Consider the following 13916-nt stretch of genomic DNA (forward strand, 5'->3'; position numbering starts at 1 on the left):
TGTTGTTCTTCCCGCAGCCGCCGGACATTAGCAGTTTTCTTGTGCAACGCAATAAATATGCCGCATGCCCGGCCTGACAAGGGGCTTGGTCGCTTCCTGCCCAGGGAAGGGTTTGATACTAGGTAAAGGCGCTTGCCCGAGGCTGCCGTCAAGCGTCGATGGAATAGAAACGCGCCGCGGTGGCGCCAAACACGGCTTCGCGCCCGGGTTCATCCAGATGCGCGAGCAGCGCGGTTGCGGCTTCCCACCAATCGCCATAGCTCGAATCGAGATCGACGACCGGCCAATCGCTGCCGAACATCACGCGCTCCGGGCCGAAAACATCGAGCAAATGTCGGGCAAAGGGCTTCAATCTGGCGACCGACCATCCGGTCCCCGCCTCCGTCACCAGACCCGACAGCTTGACGCAGACATTCGGTCGCTTTGCCAGCGCCGCCATGTCAGCGCACCACGGCTCCAGCATGCCTTGGGCGATGAACGGCTTTGCCCCATGATCGACAACGATCGAGAGATCCGGTAGCCGGTCGGCGAGCGCCGCGATGACAGGCAGGTGGCGCGGCTGGATCAGGGCATCGAAGCGCAGGTCAAGCGCCGGCAGCGTCTCCAGCGTGCGGATTGCCTCCGGCTGGAGGATGCAGGCCGTGTCCGCGATACCCTGCAGCATCGGCCGGATGCCGCGGAATTTCGGATGCTGCTTCAGCCGGACGAGTTCATCCCGCGCGCCGGCGGACCAGACATCCACCCAACCGACGACCGCCGCGACCGTTTCCTCGCGCGTCGCGATGTCGAGCAGAAACGCCGTTTCCGCAGCATTGGGGGCGGCCTGCACCAGAACGGTCTTTGTTATGCCAGCGGCTTCGATCAGCGGGCGAAGATCGTCCGGCGTGAAATCGCGAAAAATCGCCGACAGTTCCGGCGGCGGCCAGTCGTTGTGACCAAGCCCGAGGCTCCAATAGTGCTGATGCGCATCGATCCGCGTCATCGCGATACTTGCACCACCGCCTTGATCAGTCCGGCCTTTTCATGCGCCCAGCGCGGCAGATCGCTGACAACGGCATCAAGCGTCGTACGGTGGGTGATGAGCGCGCCGACCGGCACATGGCCAGCGCGGATCGAGGCTGCCACATGCTCGAAATCCTGTCGCGTCGCATTCCGGCTGCCGACCAGCATCATTTCCCGCTTGTGGAATTCCGGATCGGAGAAGCGGATATCGTCCTTGACGACGCTGACGAAGACAAGGCAACCGCCATGGGCGACGAAGGCGAAGGATTTCTCCATCGAGCCACTATAGCCGGTTGCGTCGAAGACCACGTCGAACCCGTCGCCATTCGTCGCGGACAGCCCGGCTTCGAGCGCGCCATCACCGGCCAGGATACCATCCGCAAAGCCCAGTCGATCAGCCGCCATGTCCAGCCGCTCGGCGCTGGCATCGAGAAGCGTCACATTGTGTCCGGCGATCCGGGAAAACAAGGCCGTGCCGAGCCCGATCGGACCGGCGCCGATGACCAGCGCGCGCGATCCGGCAGGCGAAAGCGACCGACGAACGGCATGGGCGCCAATCGCCAGGAATTCGACGGTTGCCGCCGATTCCAGCGACAGGTCTCCAGCCGGATAAAGATTGCTTTCCGGCACGAGAATTTCCTCGCAGAAGGCGCCGTCCGTATGCACACCCAGAACCTTGATCGCCGTGCAGCAGTTGGGCTTTTCCTTCCGGCAGGCAACGCATGTGCCGCAGGACAGGTAGGGGTTGACGATGACGGGGGTTCCGGCCGCCAGCGAAACGCCCTCGCCCGGCTCGACCACCGTGGCCGAGATTTCGTGTCCCATGACCCTTGGATATTCGAGATAGGGATGCTTGCCCTCGAAGATATGGTAATCGGTGCCGCAAATGCCGACATGGCTCACCTTCAGACGTGCCCAGCCTTTCGGCGGCACGCCCGGTGCGGTCCTGTCGATGAGTTCCAGGCGCCCGGGTTCCGGGCAGATCGCCGCTTTCATGGCCGACAGCTCCTTGCAATAGGCAGGCAGTTCGAGATCGGAAGCCGGCCATCCGGCCGGATAGTGTGAACCGTCAGCGCGAGCCGCGGCGGCGCAACTGGTCGAAATAGACAATCACGATGATCAGCATACCGGTGATGATGCGCTGGACGAAGGCGTTGACGTTCAGCAGGTTGGCGCCGTTGTTGATGGTCGCGAGGATGAACGCGCCAAGCAGTGGGCCATGCACCGACCCGACCGCGCCGAACAGGCTGGTGCCGCCGATGACCGACGATGCGATCGCCTGCAACTCCCAGCCTTCCGCCTGGGTCGCATTGCCGATGCCGATGCGCGAGGCGAGCAGCAGTCCGACGAAGGCCGCGCAGGTCGAGGACAGGATATAGGCGAGATAGATCGTCCGGTTGACGTTGACGCCCGACAGGCGCGCCGCTTCGCTGTTGGATCCGACGGCAAACAGATAACGGCCCCAGCGGCTCAGATGCAGGAAGACATAGGCCGGCACCGCAACGACAAGCACCATCCAGAACAGGCTGGGAATGCCGAGGAAATCGGCGCGTGAGAAGTTGGTGAAACTTTCATCGTTGATGGAAATCGTCGAGCCGTTGGTGATCAGAAGGCCGATGCCGCGCAGCGAGGTCAGTGTCGCCAGCGTGATGATGAAGGCCGGCAGGCCCATGCGGACGATGCCGAAGGCATGGAAGGCACCGATGAGGGCACCGATCAGAAGTGTAATGCCCATGGCCGGCCAGAGCGGCACACCATGCTGCAGCAGCCAGGCAACCGTGACGCTGGAAAAGCCGACGACCGCGCCAACCGACAGGTCGATGCCGGCGGTGATGATGACGAAGGTCTGGCCAACCGCCAGGATCGCCGTCATCGACCCCTGCCGCAAAAGGTTGCTGATATTGTTCGAGCTCCAGAACGCGTTGGTCGAGAGGCCGAGAAGCAGCCAGAGGAACAGGAGCAGGCCGAGCAGGGTGAGCCCGAACAGGATATTCATGCCCCTTTTCGGCACCGGTGCGGTTTCCGTTGTGGTCTCTACGCTCATGTTCTTCCTCCACGCATTTTCTTTATTGGTCTTTTATCGATGTCAGACGCCGATCGCCTGCGTCAGCACTTCCTCGTGCGATGCGCTGCGATAGGTGTGGTTGGCCACCAGCTTTCCCTGCCGAAAGACATGCAGCCGGTCGGACAGTTCGTAGACCTCGGGCAAATAGGACGAGATCAGGATGATGCCGGCGCCCTGTTCCAGCAACCGTGCAAACAGCCGGTAGATTTCCGCCTTTGTGCCGACATCGACGCCGACGGTCGGCTCGTCGAAGATGAACAGCTTGGCGCCGTGGCTCAGCCATTTTCCGATGACGATCTTCTGCTGGTTGCCGCCGGACATGGCCGACGCCAGAACGCGGCGCGTCGGCGTCTTGATCTTCAGATCGTTGATCTGCCGGTCGGCATTCTCGATCTCGCGGCGGCGATTGATGGTGAAGCCGCTGGTCAGCCGGTCGAAAACCGGCAGGTTGATGTTGAGGCCGATCGGCAGGTTGAGGCAGAGTCCCTGGTCGCGGCGGCTTTCCGGCGCCAGCGCGATGCCGAGATCCATGGCAATGCGCTCGTTGCGGATATCGACCTTCTGTCCCTGCCAGTGGATTTCCCCCGCCGAAACCGGCTGGCGGCCGTAGAGCCCGAGCGCAAATTCGCTGCGACCGGCGCCGATCAGGCCGTAGAGACCGACGATCTCGCCGGCCCGCACCGACAACGAAATATCCTCGAAGCCGGGACCCGACAGGCCGCGCGTCTCGACGATAGTCGCGCCGATCGGCAGGATTTCCTTGTGGTAGATCTGCTCGATCGTCCGGTTGATCATCATTGAAATCAGTTCGGCATCGTTGGTCTCGGCGATATTGCGCGTGCCGATATGGGTGCCGTCGCGCAGGACCGAGACACGGTCGGCGAGCTCGAACACCTCTTCCATGCGGTGGCTGATATAGACGATGGTGACGCCCTCCGCCTGTAGCCGGCGAATGAGCCGGAAGAGCTGCGCCGATTCCTGGCGGGTCAGATAGGCGGTCGGCTCATCGAAAATCAGGAACTGCGTGCCGCGCATCGCCGCGCGCGCCGTCGCCACCAGTTGTTGCTGGCCGATCGTCAGGTCGCTGAGCAGCGCGGCGGCAGGAAGATTGAAGCCGAGATCGTTGAGCACAGCCTGCGCCGCATCGGTCATGGCGCGCTTGCGCATCAGGCCGTTCGTGTTCATCTCGTCGCCGAGGAACATGTTTGCGGCGACCGTCAGATGCCGGCAGAGCACGACTTCCTGATGCACGGCATTGATGCCGCGCGAGATCGCCTCGTTGGGGTTGGCCAGTTGCACCGCATTGCCGCACCAGAACACGTCCCCGGATGTGCGGCGGATGACCCCGGTCAGGAGCTTGATCAGCGTCGACTTTCCGGCGCCGTTTTCACCGACGATCGCGTGGATTTCGCCGGAAAGAAACGTGATATTGGCCGGCTTCAGCGCCTCGACGGCACCGTATTTCTTCTGCAGGCCACGCAGTTCCAGGATCGGCTGGCCCTTGGGAACGGGATGCTTGGCAATCGTGCCCGCGCCATCCTCATGCCGGTGGCTGACATCGTACAGTCCTGTCATGGCGGGCTCCTCCCCGGATCCGAAGCTACCACAATCCGGTGAAGCCGGGCTGAGGCAGATCGACAACAGATTATGCGAGGCGGGCGGCGGAACGGAAGCCCTTCAAAGGCACCGATCCGCCGCCCGTCGGGATCATCAGATCTTCGGGTTCAGAAGAGCGTCGATCTTCGGATCGGCCATGTTGGCCTTGGTCACCAGGTTTGCGCCGGTGTCGACATTGGCCTCGACCTTTTCCTTCTTGGAAGCGGCGAGCGCGGTCTTGATGCCGTCGTAGCCCATGCGATACGGATCCTGCACGACGAGGCCGGCGAGAACGCCTTCCTTGAGGAAGCCGACCGTCTTTTCGTCCGAGTCGAAGCCGATGACTTTGATCTTGTCGCCGAGCTTGTTTTCAGCGATCGCCTGGCCCACGCCCTGCGCCATGATCAGGTTGGACGCGAACACGCCAACGAGGTTCGGGTTGGCGGTGATCAGGTCGGTCATCATGTTGAGGCCGGTGGTTGCCTGGCCGTCGGCATACTTGTCGGCAACGACCTTGAGGCCCGGATATTTCGCAGCGATGACTTCGACGAAGCCTTCATGACGCTGGTCGAGCGAACCGACGCCCGGCAGGCTGGTGATGATGGCGATTTCGCCTTCTTCCTTGCCGGTTGCTTCCTTGATGGCGGCAGCCAGGCCGTCAGCAGCGATACGGCCGCCCTGGACGTTGTCGGTGGTCAGGAAGGACGTGAACGCCTTGGAATCGGCGCCCGAGTCGATGCCGATGACCGGAACGGACTTGGCAGCTTCGTCGATCGGCTTGCCGAGCGCCTTGAACTCCGTCGGCGAGATGACGACAGCGGCCGGAGCACCGGCAACGGCGTTTTCAAGAATGCTGATCTGGCCGTTGATGTCGGATTCCGACTGCGCGCCGAGTTCCGGCACGTTGACGCCGAGATCCTTGCCTGCGGCGCGGGCGCCGGCCAGAACGATCTGCCAGTAGAACGAGGTCGTATCCTTGACGATGATCGGGATGGTGACGTCCTGAGCGAACGAGGTCATCGGCATCATGGTTGCGAATACGGCGGCGCCAGCAAGGCTGGTGAATGCCCGGCGGGACAGGATGTGCTTCATAAGGGTCATGGTGTTGTTCTCCTCCAACATCGTCTTGTTAAGTTCTCCTCAAACCGAACAGCAAGACGCGGACAGTTCGATCTTTTATCCATAAAAAACATTTTACAGGGGCAAGCTATCCCAGCATTTTCGAAATTGCAAGCCGTTGTCCGTGTCCTTGATCATTGATTTCCTCCCAATGCCAAGTCATTGTTTTTTATCAGAAAATCGAACCGGCCGGACTCCACGGGCCGGTTCTACGCGCTCTTATCGCACGCGATAAAGTTCTTCCGGGTGAACGACACCCTTTTTCAGAATGATGTTTCCGTAGAGCCGGAATTCCGTGGTTGCGACGATATAGGCCGCCTTGCGCGAGCGCTCGTAGAAGGCATAGCGTTCGATCGGCACCACCTTGAAGTCGCCGGCGAGCTTTTTCACGAGGCTCTGGAACTTGACGCAGACGTCCGGCACCGCGGTCGGGTCACCGACGACTTCCATGCGCCAGGCGGATTCATCGACGAAGGTATCAAGCGGCATATGCGCCAGGATCGCCTCGGTGATGGCAAGCGCATCGACACCATCCGCCCGCACGACCGGCGGACCCATCGTGCTCGCCGGAAAATTGGCGTCGGCAATGACGATCTCGTCCCCATGGCCCATGGTGCGGATCGCGTGCAGCAGCTCCGGCCCAAGCAATGGATGTATTCCCTTCAGCATTCACGTCTTCCTTGTTCTGATCGAAAAGCCGGCTAAACGCGCACGGCATCCTCTCCGAGTTCCGGCGCCACCAGCGTATGCGCTTCATAGCCAGAAAAGTCCGACGGCTGCAACGAGCGCTCGGTCAGTTCCATGTTGCGCTGAAGGCTCGACGGTTTCGCAGTTCCGAGCAGCACGGATGCGACAACAGGGTTCTGCAACGGAAACTGGATGGCGGGCGCGGCAAGCGGCAAGCCTTGCGACGTGGCGATCGCCTCCATGGCGGCCACCTTGTCCAGCACCTCCGGCGTCGCCGGCATATAATCGAAATGTGAACCTTCCACGGGACCCGTGGCCAGGATGCCGGAATTGAAAACGCCGCCAACGACCAGCGAGGTTTTCTTCCTTTCGCACAGCGGCAGGAGTTCGGCGGTCGCCGTCCGATCGAGCAGCGTGTAACGGCCGGCCAGCAGGATGCAGTCAAGATCGGCCTGCGCCATCACATCAAGGCAAACGGGCACCTCGTTGACGCCCAGCCCATAGGCGGAAATCGCGCCGGAGGATTTCAATTCTTCCAGAGCCTTCAGGCCGCCATCGAACAGCTGCCGCAGATAGACGGCGTTGCGTGCGGCGCCATGCGTGTAGACGCCGATATCATGAACGAAAAGGATGTCGATGCGATTGAGGCCGAGCCGCGCATAGCTGAAATCCACCGACCGCATGATGCCATCATAGGAATAGTCATAATCGGTCTCGAAGGGCAGCGGATCGACGAAACCGTGGCTGGGCACCTGATCGTCGGGAACCGGACGCTGCAGCCGACCGACCTTGGTCGACAGGACATAACTGCCCTTCGGCTTTTCCCGCAGGAAATCGCCGACACGCCGCTCGGCAAGCCCAAAGCCGTACCAGGGCGCCGTATCGATGAACCGGATGCCGGATTCCCAGGCCGCATCCAGCGTCGCCATCGCGACGTCATGGGGGCAGGCTCGGTACATGCCGCCGAGCGGCGCGGTGCCGAAACTGTATTCGGTGACGGACAGATCCGTCCGGCCGATCTTTCTGGTCTGCATCATATGTCTCCTCCGCTCCGACGGTTTCCGTCAGAGTGTCGCGCCCAGGTGCCAGGGTACGAATTCATTGTCGCCGTAGCCGAACAGTTCGCTCTTGGTTTTCTTGCCGGATGCGGTATCGATGATCAGGTCGAAGATTTCGCGGCCCATGCCGGCGATCGTCGCGTCGCCGCTGGCAATCGTGCCGCAATCGATGTCCATGTCCTCTTCCATCGCGTTGTAGAGCGCGGTGTTGCTGGTCAGCTTGATCGACGGGCAAGGACGCGAACCGAAACAGCTGCCGCGGCCGGTCGTGAACGTGATCACATTGGCGCCGCCGGCCACCTGCCCCGTCGCCGAAACCGGATCGTAGCCGGGTGTATCCATGAACACGAGGCCATGCTCCGTCACCCGCTCGGCATAGTGATAAACAGCCGTCAGCGGCGAACGGCCACCCTTGGCGACGGCCCCCAGCGATTTCTCCAGGATGGTCGTCAGGCCACCACGCTTGTTGCCGGGCGATGGATTGTTATCCAGCGAAGCGCCGTGCATGGCCACATACTCCTCCCACCAGGAAATCAGCCCGTCCAGCTTCTCCGCCACGCCGTCATTGACCGCTCGGCTGCGCAGCAGGTGCTCGGCGCCATAGATTTCCGAGGTTTCCGACAGGATCGCCGTGCCGCCGGCACCGGCCAGAATGTCGACGGCGGCACCGAGAGCCGGATTGGCAGTGATGCCCGACAGCCCGTCCGAGCCGCCGCATTGCAGGCCGACGATGATCTCGCTGACCGGGATCGGAATGCGCCGGGCGGTTCCGACTTCGGCTGCGATTTCCTCGAGCACGCCGAGCGCCCGGGCGACCGCACGGCGCGAGCCGCCGGCATCCTGGATGTTGAAATGACGCTTGCCGGCACCGGCGCCGCTCTGGCCGTACAGAGTCAGCTGATTGACCTCGCAGCCGAGGCCGACCATCAGCACGCCGCCGAAATTGACATGACGGGTATAGCCGGCCAGCGTCCTGTGCAGGTTCTTCATGCCGTCGCCGGTCGAACTCATTCCGCAGCCCTGGTCGTGCACGATCGGCACGAAGCCGTCGATGCCCTCATAGCGCGGCAGGATGACCTTGTTGGCCTCTTCGGCGATAGCCCGACAGACGGTGGTGGAACAGTTGACGCTGGCAATGATGCCGATGAAATTGCGCGTTGCGGCCCGGCCGTCGGCTCGGCGATAGCCCATGAAGGTGCGGGCCTTGTCGGCTGCGCTTGCGGCTTCCGGCGGAACCGGCGCGCTGACCGACAGGCGGTCCTGGTCGAAGGCGAGATTGTGTGAGTGGACATGATCACCGGGCGCGATCTCGACCGTTGCGCGGCCGATCGCCTGCCCGTACTTGACGACGGGCTCGCCGATGCGGATCGGATGAATGGCCACCTTGTGGCCCGGATCGATCTTGCCCGATGCGTGGACGCTGCCCGGCAATTCTCCGCCCGGCTCGATGGCAAGCGAAGCAACGGCAACATTGTCGTCCGGCGACAGAACGATGAAAGAAGGTGCGGTCACCCTTGGTATCTCCCGTGACGATTTTGTCCGGATGAATGTCATCATCCACTTTTGTCTTTTATCCACAATAGACAGATTAACGTCAATGGGTATTATGCGGATGAGACGGACGCAGCAGGACGCAACGCATCCGGCAAATAAATCAGGGATCGAAACAACCATGACAGAGCGAAACTCAGCCAAGGACAGGATCAGGCAGGCGGGTTAGAGAAGCGGCGACACAATTTCCGCTTCGATGACAGAACTCCAGAACCGGTCGGCAAAACCCATGGCGAAACAGAATACCGTCTTCAAGGACGCCTTCAACCGCTGCCTCAAGCTGCTTGCGGAAACCGCGACCTTGCCGTCCGAACCGGAGCTCGGAACAACGCTCGGCGTCAGCCGCACCACCATCCGCGCCATTCTGACCCGCATGGAAGAGCTGCAGCTGATCGCCTGGGACAAGCGGACCAAGGTGGTACTGCGCCAGCCGAGACCTGAGGATTATTACCCGGTTGCCGAGACAGATTCGCTCTCCGACATCATCGAGCGCAGCTTCATGCGCCGGATTCTGGCCGGCGGCGCCGAGCCGGGCATGCAGATCAACGAACTGGAACTGGCCCGCGACATCGGCACCGGCACCACCAGCGTGCGCGAATTTCTCATCCGTTTCAGCCGCTTCGGCCTGATCGAGAAGCGCCCGAACAGCCACTGGATCCTGAAGGGCTTCACCCGCGAGTTCGCGCTGGAACTGACGGAAGTGCGCGAAATGTTCGAACTGCGCTCGGCCGCCAGCTTCGTGGCGCTTTCGCCCGATCACCCGGCCTGGAGCGATCTCGACCGGATCGAGGCGCTGCATCATGAAATTCTCGCCGACATCGACAATCGCTACAAGGAATTTTCCGAACTCGACGAGCGCTTCCATCTGCTGGTCCACACCTCGTCCAGCAACCGCTTCATCGTTGATTTCTACGACATCATCACCATCGTCTTCCACTATCACTACCAGTGGAACAAGACGAATGCGCGCGAACGCAATGCCCGGGCGCTCGAAGAACATCTGGACTATATCGTCGCCCTGCGCTCCCGCGATCCTGTCCGCGTCGAGATCGCCTGCCGGGCTCATCTGAAGTCCGCCCGCGAAACCTTGCTCCAATCCATTCAATAGCCGGATTCTTTTGCCCATGATTACGCCCATCGTCCAGTTTGGAACCAGCCGCTTTCTCCAGGCCCATGCCGATCTCTTCGTCAGCGAAGCGCTCGAAAAGGGCGAGGCCCTGGGTCGGATCACCATCGTCCAGACAACCGGTTCCGCAGAGCGGGCGGGCCGGCTGAAAGCTTTGGCGGGCGGGTTCCCGGTCATCGTGCGCGGCATCGACAATGGCGCGGAGGTCAACGAGACAGTTCAGGTCACAAGCGTTGGGCGCGCGCTGTCCACGGGCAGCGACTGGGACGAGGTCCGTCGGATCGTTGCGGAAGAGGCCGAAATCCTGATCTCCAACACCGGTGACACCGGCTACAGCGTCGGTGATGGCGATATGGGGACACCGGTGCCCGCCTCCTTTCCCGGCAAGCTGCTGCTCCTGCTTGAAGCCCGCTTTCACGCCAACGGCCGCCCGATCACCATCCTCCCTTGTGAACTGGTTGCCCGCAACGGCGATGCGCTGAAAAAGGTCATTCTCGACCTGCAGGCGGAAAGGATCGGGAGCCCGGACTTTGCGGACTGGCTTTCGACGCAGGTCGTCTGGGGAAATACGCTGGTCGACCGGATCGTCTCCGAGCCGCTGGAACCGGCGGGTGCGGTGGCCGAACCCTATGCGCTCTGGGCGATCGAAAACCAGCCGGGATTGACGCTGCCGTGCAGGCATCCGTCCGTCCTTCTGGTCGACGACCTCACACCCTACGAGAAACTGAAGCTCCACATCCTCAATCTTGGCCATACCGTGCTCGCCGATCTCTGGCTGAAGACCGGCCGGCCTCAGGACGAGACGGTCAAGGCGATCTTGAAGGACGCGGATATCCTGTCGCGGTTGATGCGGATTTATGAAACCGAGGTGATTCCGGGTTTTGCCGCCAGGGGGCTCGGGACCGAGGCGACAAACTACATGGCGCTGACGCTCGATCGGTTCCGCAATCCGTTCCTCGAACATCGGATCCGCGACATCGCCAATCATCACGCCGAAAAGATCATTCGGCGCATCGCCGATTTTCAGACCTGGAGCCCGGATGTCCCGATGCCGATTCTCTTAGGGATCTGCAAGATCGGCTGATCAGTAGCCGGCAACGGGTTTTGCCTCGCTGACGCCGCTGGAAAGGAAATCCTCGCGCAGCCGCTCGGTGGCGCTGACCAGCAGGGTCACGTCCGTGCCGATCGCCATGAAGGTCGCGCCCATGTCGCGGTAGAGCCGCGCTTGCGCAAGATCGAGCGTCATGATGCCGCGCGCCTTTCCGGCCTTGCTGATCCGCGCGAAGGCATCGGTGATCGCTGCCGTTACGTCCGGATGATTCGGCTGGCCCAGATACCCCATGTCTGCCGCGAGATCGGAGGGGCCGATGAACAGGCCGTCGATCCCGTCCAGCGCCGCGATTGCGTCCAGTGCCGCAAGGCCTGCACGGCTTTCGATCTGAACGATCAGGCAGATCTCGTCATTCGCCGTCTGCAGGTAATCGCCGATCCGGCTGAACCGCGACGCGCGGCCGAGCGCCGCCCCAACGCCGCGCACGCCGTGCGGGGGATAGCGGACAGCGCGAACCAGCGCCTGCGCCTGTTCGAGGCTTTCGACCATGGGGATCAGCAGCGTCTGCGCGCCGGTATCGAGCACCTGCTTGATCATCCAGGTCTCGCCGACCGGCAGGCGCACCATCGGATGGCTGCCCGAACGTGAAATGGCCTGTATCTGCGCCGACAGCAGCGGCAGATCGTTCGGCCCATGCTCGCCATCGATCAGCAACCAGTCATAGCCGCTTCCCGACACAACCTCGGCCGCATAGGCGCTCGCCAGCGCCACCCACAGGCCGAGTTGGAACTGCTCTTCGCGGATCGCGGCCTTGAAGGTGTTTTTCGGGGCTGGCATCGGTCATTCTCCTTGCATCGTCACTCCGTACTTAAGACGGCAGGTGACTGCCTGTGAAGCGATTTCCGGCATGACGGACCCGCAAATTATGGCCTGCTGGGCGGGGGCTCCAAGGGCTGTAGTGGAATACCGTTGCCGAAGGGCACCCCGGGCTCCGTCACTCCTGCGCGCGGCGATCAGGCGGGTCATTTGCGCCGCGGACGCAGCGCGGCTGGATTCCGGAACAGGTCCGGGATGACGGAGAGTGGGGAAACGTTCCCGCCATCCACCAACCTCCCACACAAAAAGCCGGCGGATTCCTTCCGCCAGCCCTGTTTACATTACCGAAATCCGCGATCAGGCAATGCCGCCGAGGCAGACATATTTGACCTCGACGAATTCCTCGATGCCGTATTTCGAGCCCTCGCGGCCGAGGCCTGAAAGCTTGACGCCGCCAAACGGCGCTTCCGCCGTCGAGATCAGGCCGGTATTGACGCCGACCATGCCATACTCCAGCGCTTCGGCAACCCGGAACACGCGCGACAGGTCCTTGGCGTAGAAATAGGAGGCAAGACCAAACTCGGTATCGTTGGATTGCTCGATGACATCCGCCTCGTCCTTGAAGCGGAACAGCGGTGCCAGCGGGCCGAATGTTTCTTCCCGCGCGACGGCCATGTCCTTGGTGACATCGGCAAGGATCGTGGCCTCGAAAAAGGTGCCGCCGAGCGCATGATTCTTGCCGCCCTGGATGACGCGTGCGCCCTTGCCGACAGCGTCGGCGATATGTTCCTTAACCTTGGCAAGCGCCGCCTTGTCGATCAGCGGCCCAAGAATGACGCCTTCGTCGAAGCCGTTGCCGGTCTTCAGCTTGCCGACTGCGGTTGCGAGTTTTTCCGCGAAGGCGTCATAGACGCCGTCCTGCACATAGATGCGGTTGGCGCAGACGCAGGTCTGGCCGTTGTTGCGATACTTGGCGATCAGCGCGCCCTCGACCGCGGCATCGAGATCCGCATCGTCGAAGACGATGAACGGCGCGTTGCCGCCGAGTTCCAGGCCGAGCTTCTTGATAGTCGGGGCGCTCTGCTTGTAGAGTTCCATGCCGATTTCGGTCGAGCCGGTGAAGGTCAGCTTGCGCACGGTCGGGTTGGAGGTCATTTCGGCGCCGATGGCGGACGCCGCGCCGGTGATGACGCTGAACAGGCCCTTGGGCAGGCCGGCGCGTTCCGCCAGGATGGCGATGGCGATGGCCGAATAGGGGGTCTGCGATGCGGGCTTCAGCACCATGGCGCAGCCGGCGGCAAAGGCCGGGCCGGCCTTGCGGGTGATCATCGCGTTGGGGAAATTCCATGGGGTGATCGCCGCGACGACGCCGATCGGCTGCTTCATCACCAGAATACGCTTGTCGGGCTGGTGGCCGGGAATGATGTCGCCATAGATGCGGCGGCCTTCCTCGGCGAACCAATCGATGAAGCTCGCGCCATAGACGATCTCGCCGGTGGCTTCCGCCAGCGGCTTGCCCTGCTCCAGCGTCAGGATGCGACCGAGATCGTCCTTGTTCTCTATCATCAGTTCGAACCATTTGCGCAGCACGGCGCAGCGATCCTTGGCCGTACGGGCGGCCCAGCTCTTCTGGGCGATCCGGGCCGCCTCGATGGCGGCCTTGGTTTCAGCGGCACCGAGCTTCGGCACCAGGCCGATGATTTCGCCGGTAGCGGGATTGTTGACCTCGATCGCGTTTTTCGGATCGGCCTCGATCCACTCGCCGCCGATCAGAGCGGCCTGGCGGAACAGCGAAGGGTCTTTCAGGGACACGGTCATCGGCAGCAATCCTTTGCTTGGGGAAAA

12 protein-coding genes are annotated in these 13916 nt (G+C 62.1%); 2 read left to right on the forward strand and 10 right to left on the reverse strand.

The window, feature by feature from the left end:
• Nucleotides 1-148: 148 nt before the first annotated feature.
• From VL202_RS06110 to VL202_RS06145, 8 genes are all read right to left on the reverse strand, one after another.
• Complete coding sequence (locus tag VL202_RS06110) at nucleotides 149-982, reverse strand: amidohydrolase family protein (protein ID WP_325463253.1); 834 nt, start codon at nucleotides 980-982, stop codon at nucleotides 149-151.
• Entirely contained in the window at nucleotides 979-1998 is a 1020-nt protein-coding gene (locus VL202_RS06115) for a zinc-binding alcohol dehydrogenase family protein (RefSeq protein WP_325463254.1), read from the reverse strand. Before VL202_RS06115 ends, VL202_RS06110 begins: the two co-directional genes overlap by 4 nt.
• Nucleotides 1999-2071: 73 nt before the next feature.
• Complete coding sequence (locus VL202_RS06120) at nucleotides 2072-3046, reverse strand: ABC transporter permease (RefSeq protein WP_325463255.1); 975 nt, start codon at nucleotides 3044-3046, stop codon at nucleotides 2072-2074.
• Between the two features lie 42 nt (nucleotides 3047-3088).
• The gene (locus VL202_RS06125; RefSeq protein ID WP_325463256.1) at nucleotides 3089-4642 is read right to left on the reverse strand and encodes a sugar ABC transporter ATP-binding protein; all 1554 of its coding nucleotides are present in this window, start codon (nucleotides 4640-4642) and stop codon (nucleotides 3089-3091) included.
• A 135-nt stretch (nucleotides 4643-4777) separates the two neighbouring features.
• Nucleotides 4778-5764: an ABC transporter substrate-binding protein gene (locus tag VL202_RS06130; protein WP_325463257.1), complete on the reverse strand. Its 987-nt coding sequence runs from the start codon at nucleotides 5762-5764 to the stop codon at nucleotides 4778-4780.
• A 237-nt stretch (nucleotides 5765-6001) separates the two neighbouring features.
• The gene (locus tag VL202_RS06135; protein WP_325463258.1) at nucleotides 6002-6451 is read right to left on the reverse strand and encodes an RbsD/FucU family protein; all 450 of its coding nucleotides are present in this window, start codon (nucleotides 6449-6451) and stop codon (nucleotides 6002-6004) included.
• A gap of 32 nt (nucleotides 6452-6483) precedes the next feature.
• Complete coding sequence (locus tag VL202_RS06140; RefSeq protein WP_325463259.1) at nucleotides 6484-7503, reverse strand: aldo/keto reductase; 1020 nt, start codon at nucleotides 7501-7503, stop codon at nucleotides 6484-6486.
• Between the two features lie 30 nt (nucleotides 7504-7533).
• Nucleotides 7534-9039 (reverse strand): UxaA family hydrolase, encoded by a 1506-nt coding sequence (locus VL202_RS06145; RefSeq protein WP_414692810.1) that lies wholly within the window; start codon nucleotides 9037-9039, stop codon nucleotides 7534-7536.
• Nucleotides 9040-9307: 268 nt separating this feature from the next.
• Between VL202_RS06145 and VL202_RS06150 the strand changes: the two genes are divergently transcribed.
• Both VL202_RS06150 and VL202_RS06155 read left to right on the forward strand, forming a co-directional pair.
• The gene (locus tag VL202_RS06150) at nucleotides 9308-10186 is read left to right on the forward strand and encodes a GntR family transcriptional regulator (protein WP_325463260.1); all 879 of its coding nucleotides are present in this window, start codon (nucleotides 9308-9310) and stop codon (nucleotides 10184-10186) included.
• Nucleotides 10187-10202: 16 nt separating this feature from the next.
• Entirely contained in the window at nucleotides 10203-11288 is a 1086-nt protein-coding gene (locus tag VL202_RS06155) for a mannitol dehydrogenase family protein (protein ID WP_325463261.1), read from the forward strand.
• On the opposite strand, the gene hpaI is transcribed toward VL202_RS06155, so the two are convergent.
• Together hpaI and gabD are read right to left on the reverse strand one after the other, a co-directional pair.
• Entirely contained in the window at nucleotides 11289-12092 is an 804-nt protein-coding gene (gene hpaI, locus VL202_RS06160) for a 4-hydroxy-2-oxoheptanedioate aldolase (RefSeq protein ID WP_325463262.1), read from the reverse strand. It abuts the gene before it with no gap.
• A gap of 336 nt (nucleotides 12093-12428) precedes the next feature.
• The gene (gene gabD, locus VL202_RS06165; RefSeq protein WP_325463284.1) at nucleotides 12429-13883 is read right to left on the reverse strand and encodes an NADP-dependent succinate-semialdehyde dehydrogenase; all 1455 of its coding nucleotides are present in this window, start codon (nucleotides 13881-13883) and stop codon (nucleotides 12429-12431) included.
• Between the last annotated feature and the right edge of the window lie 33 nt (nucleotides 13884-13916).

The organism is Pararhizobium sp. (assembly GCF_035497515.1).
GTDB lineage: Bacteria > Pseudomonadota > Alphaproteobacteria > Rhizobiales > Rhizobiaceae > Pararhizobium.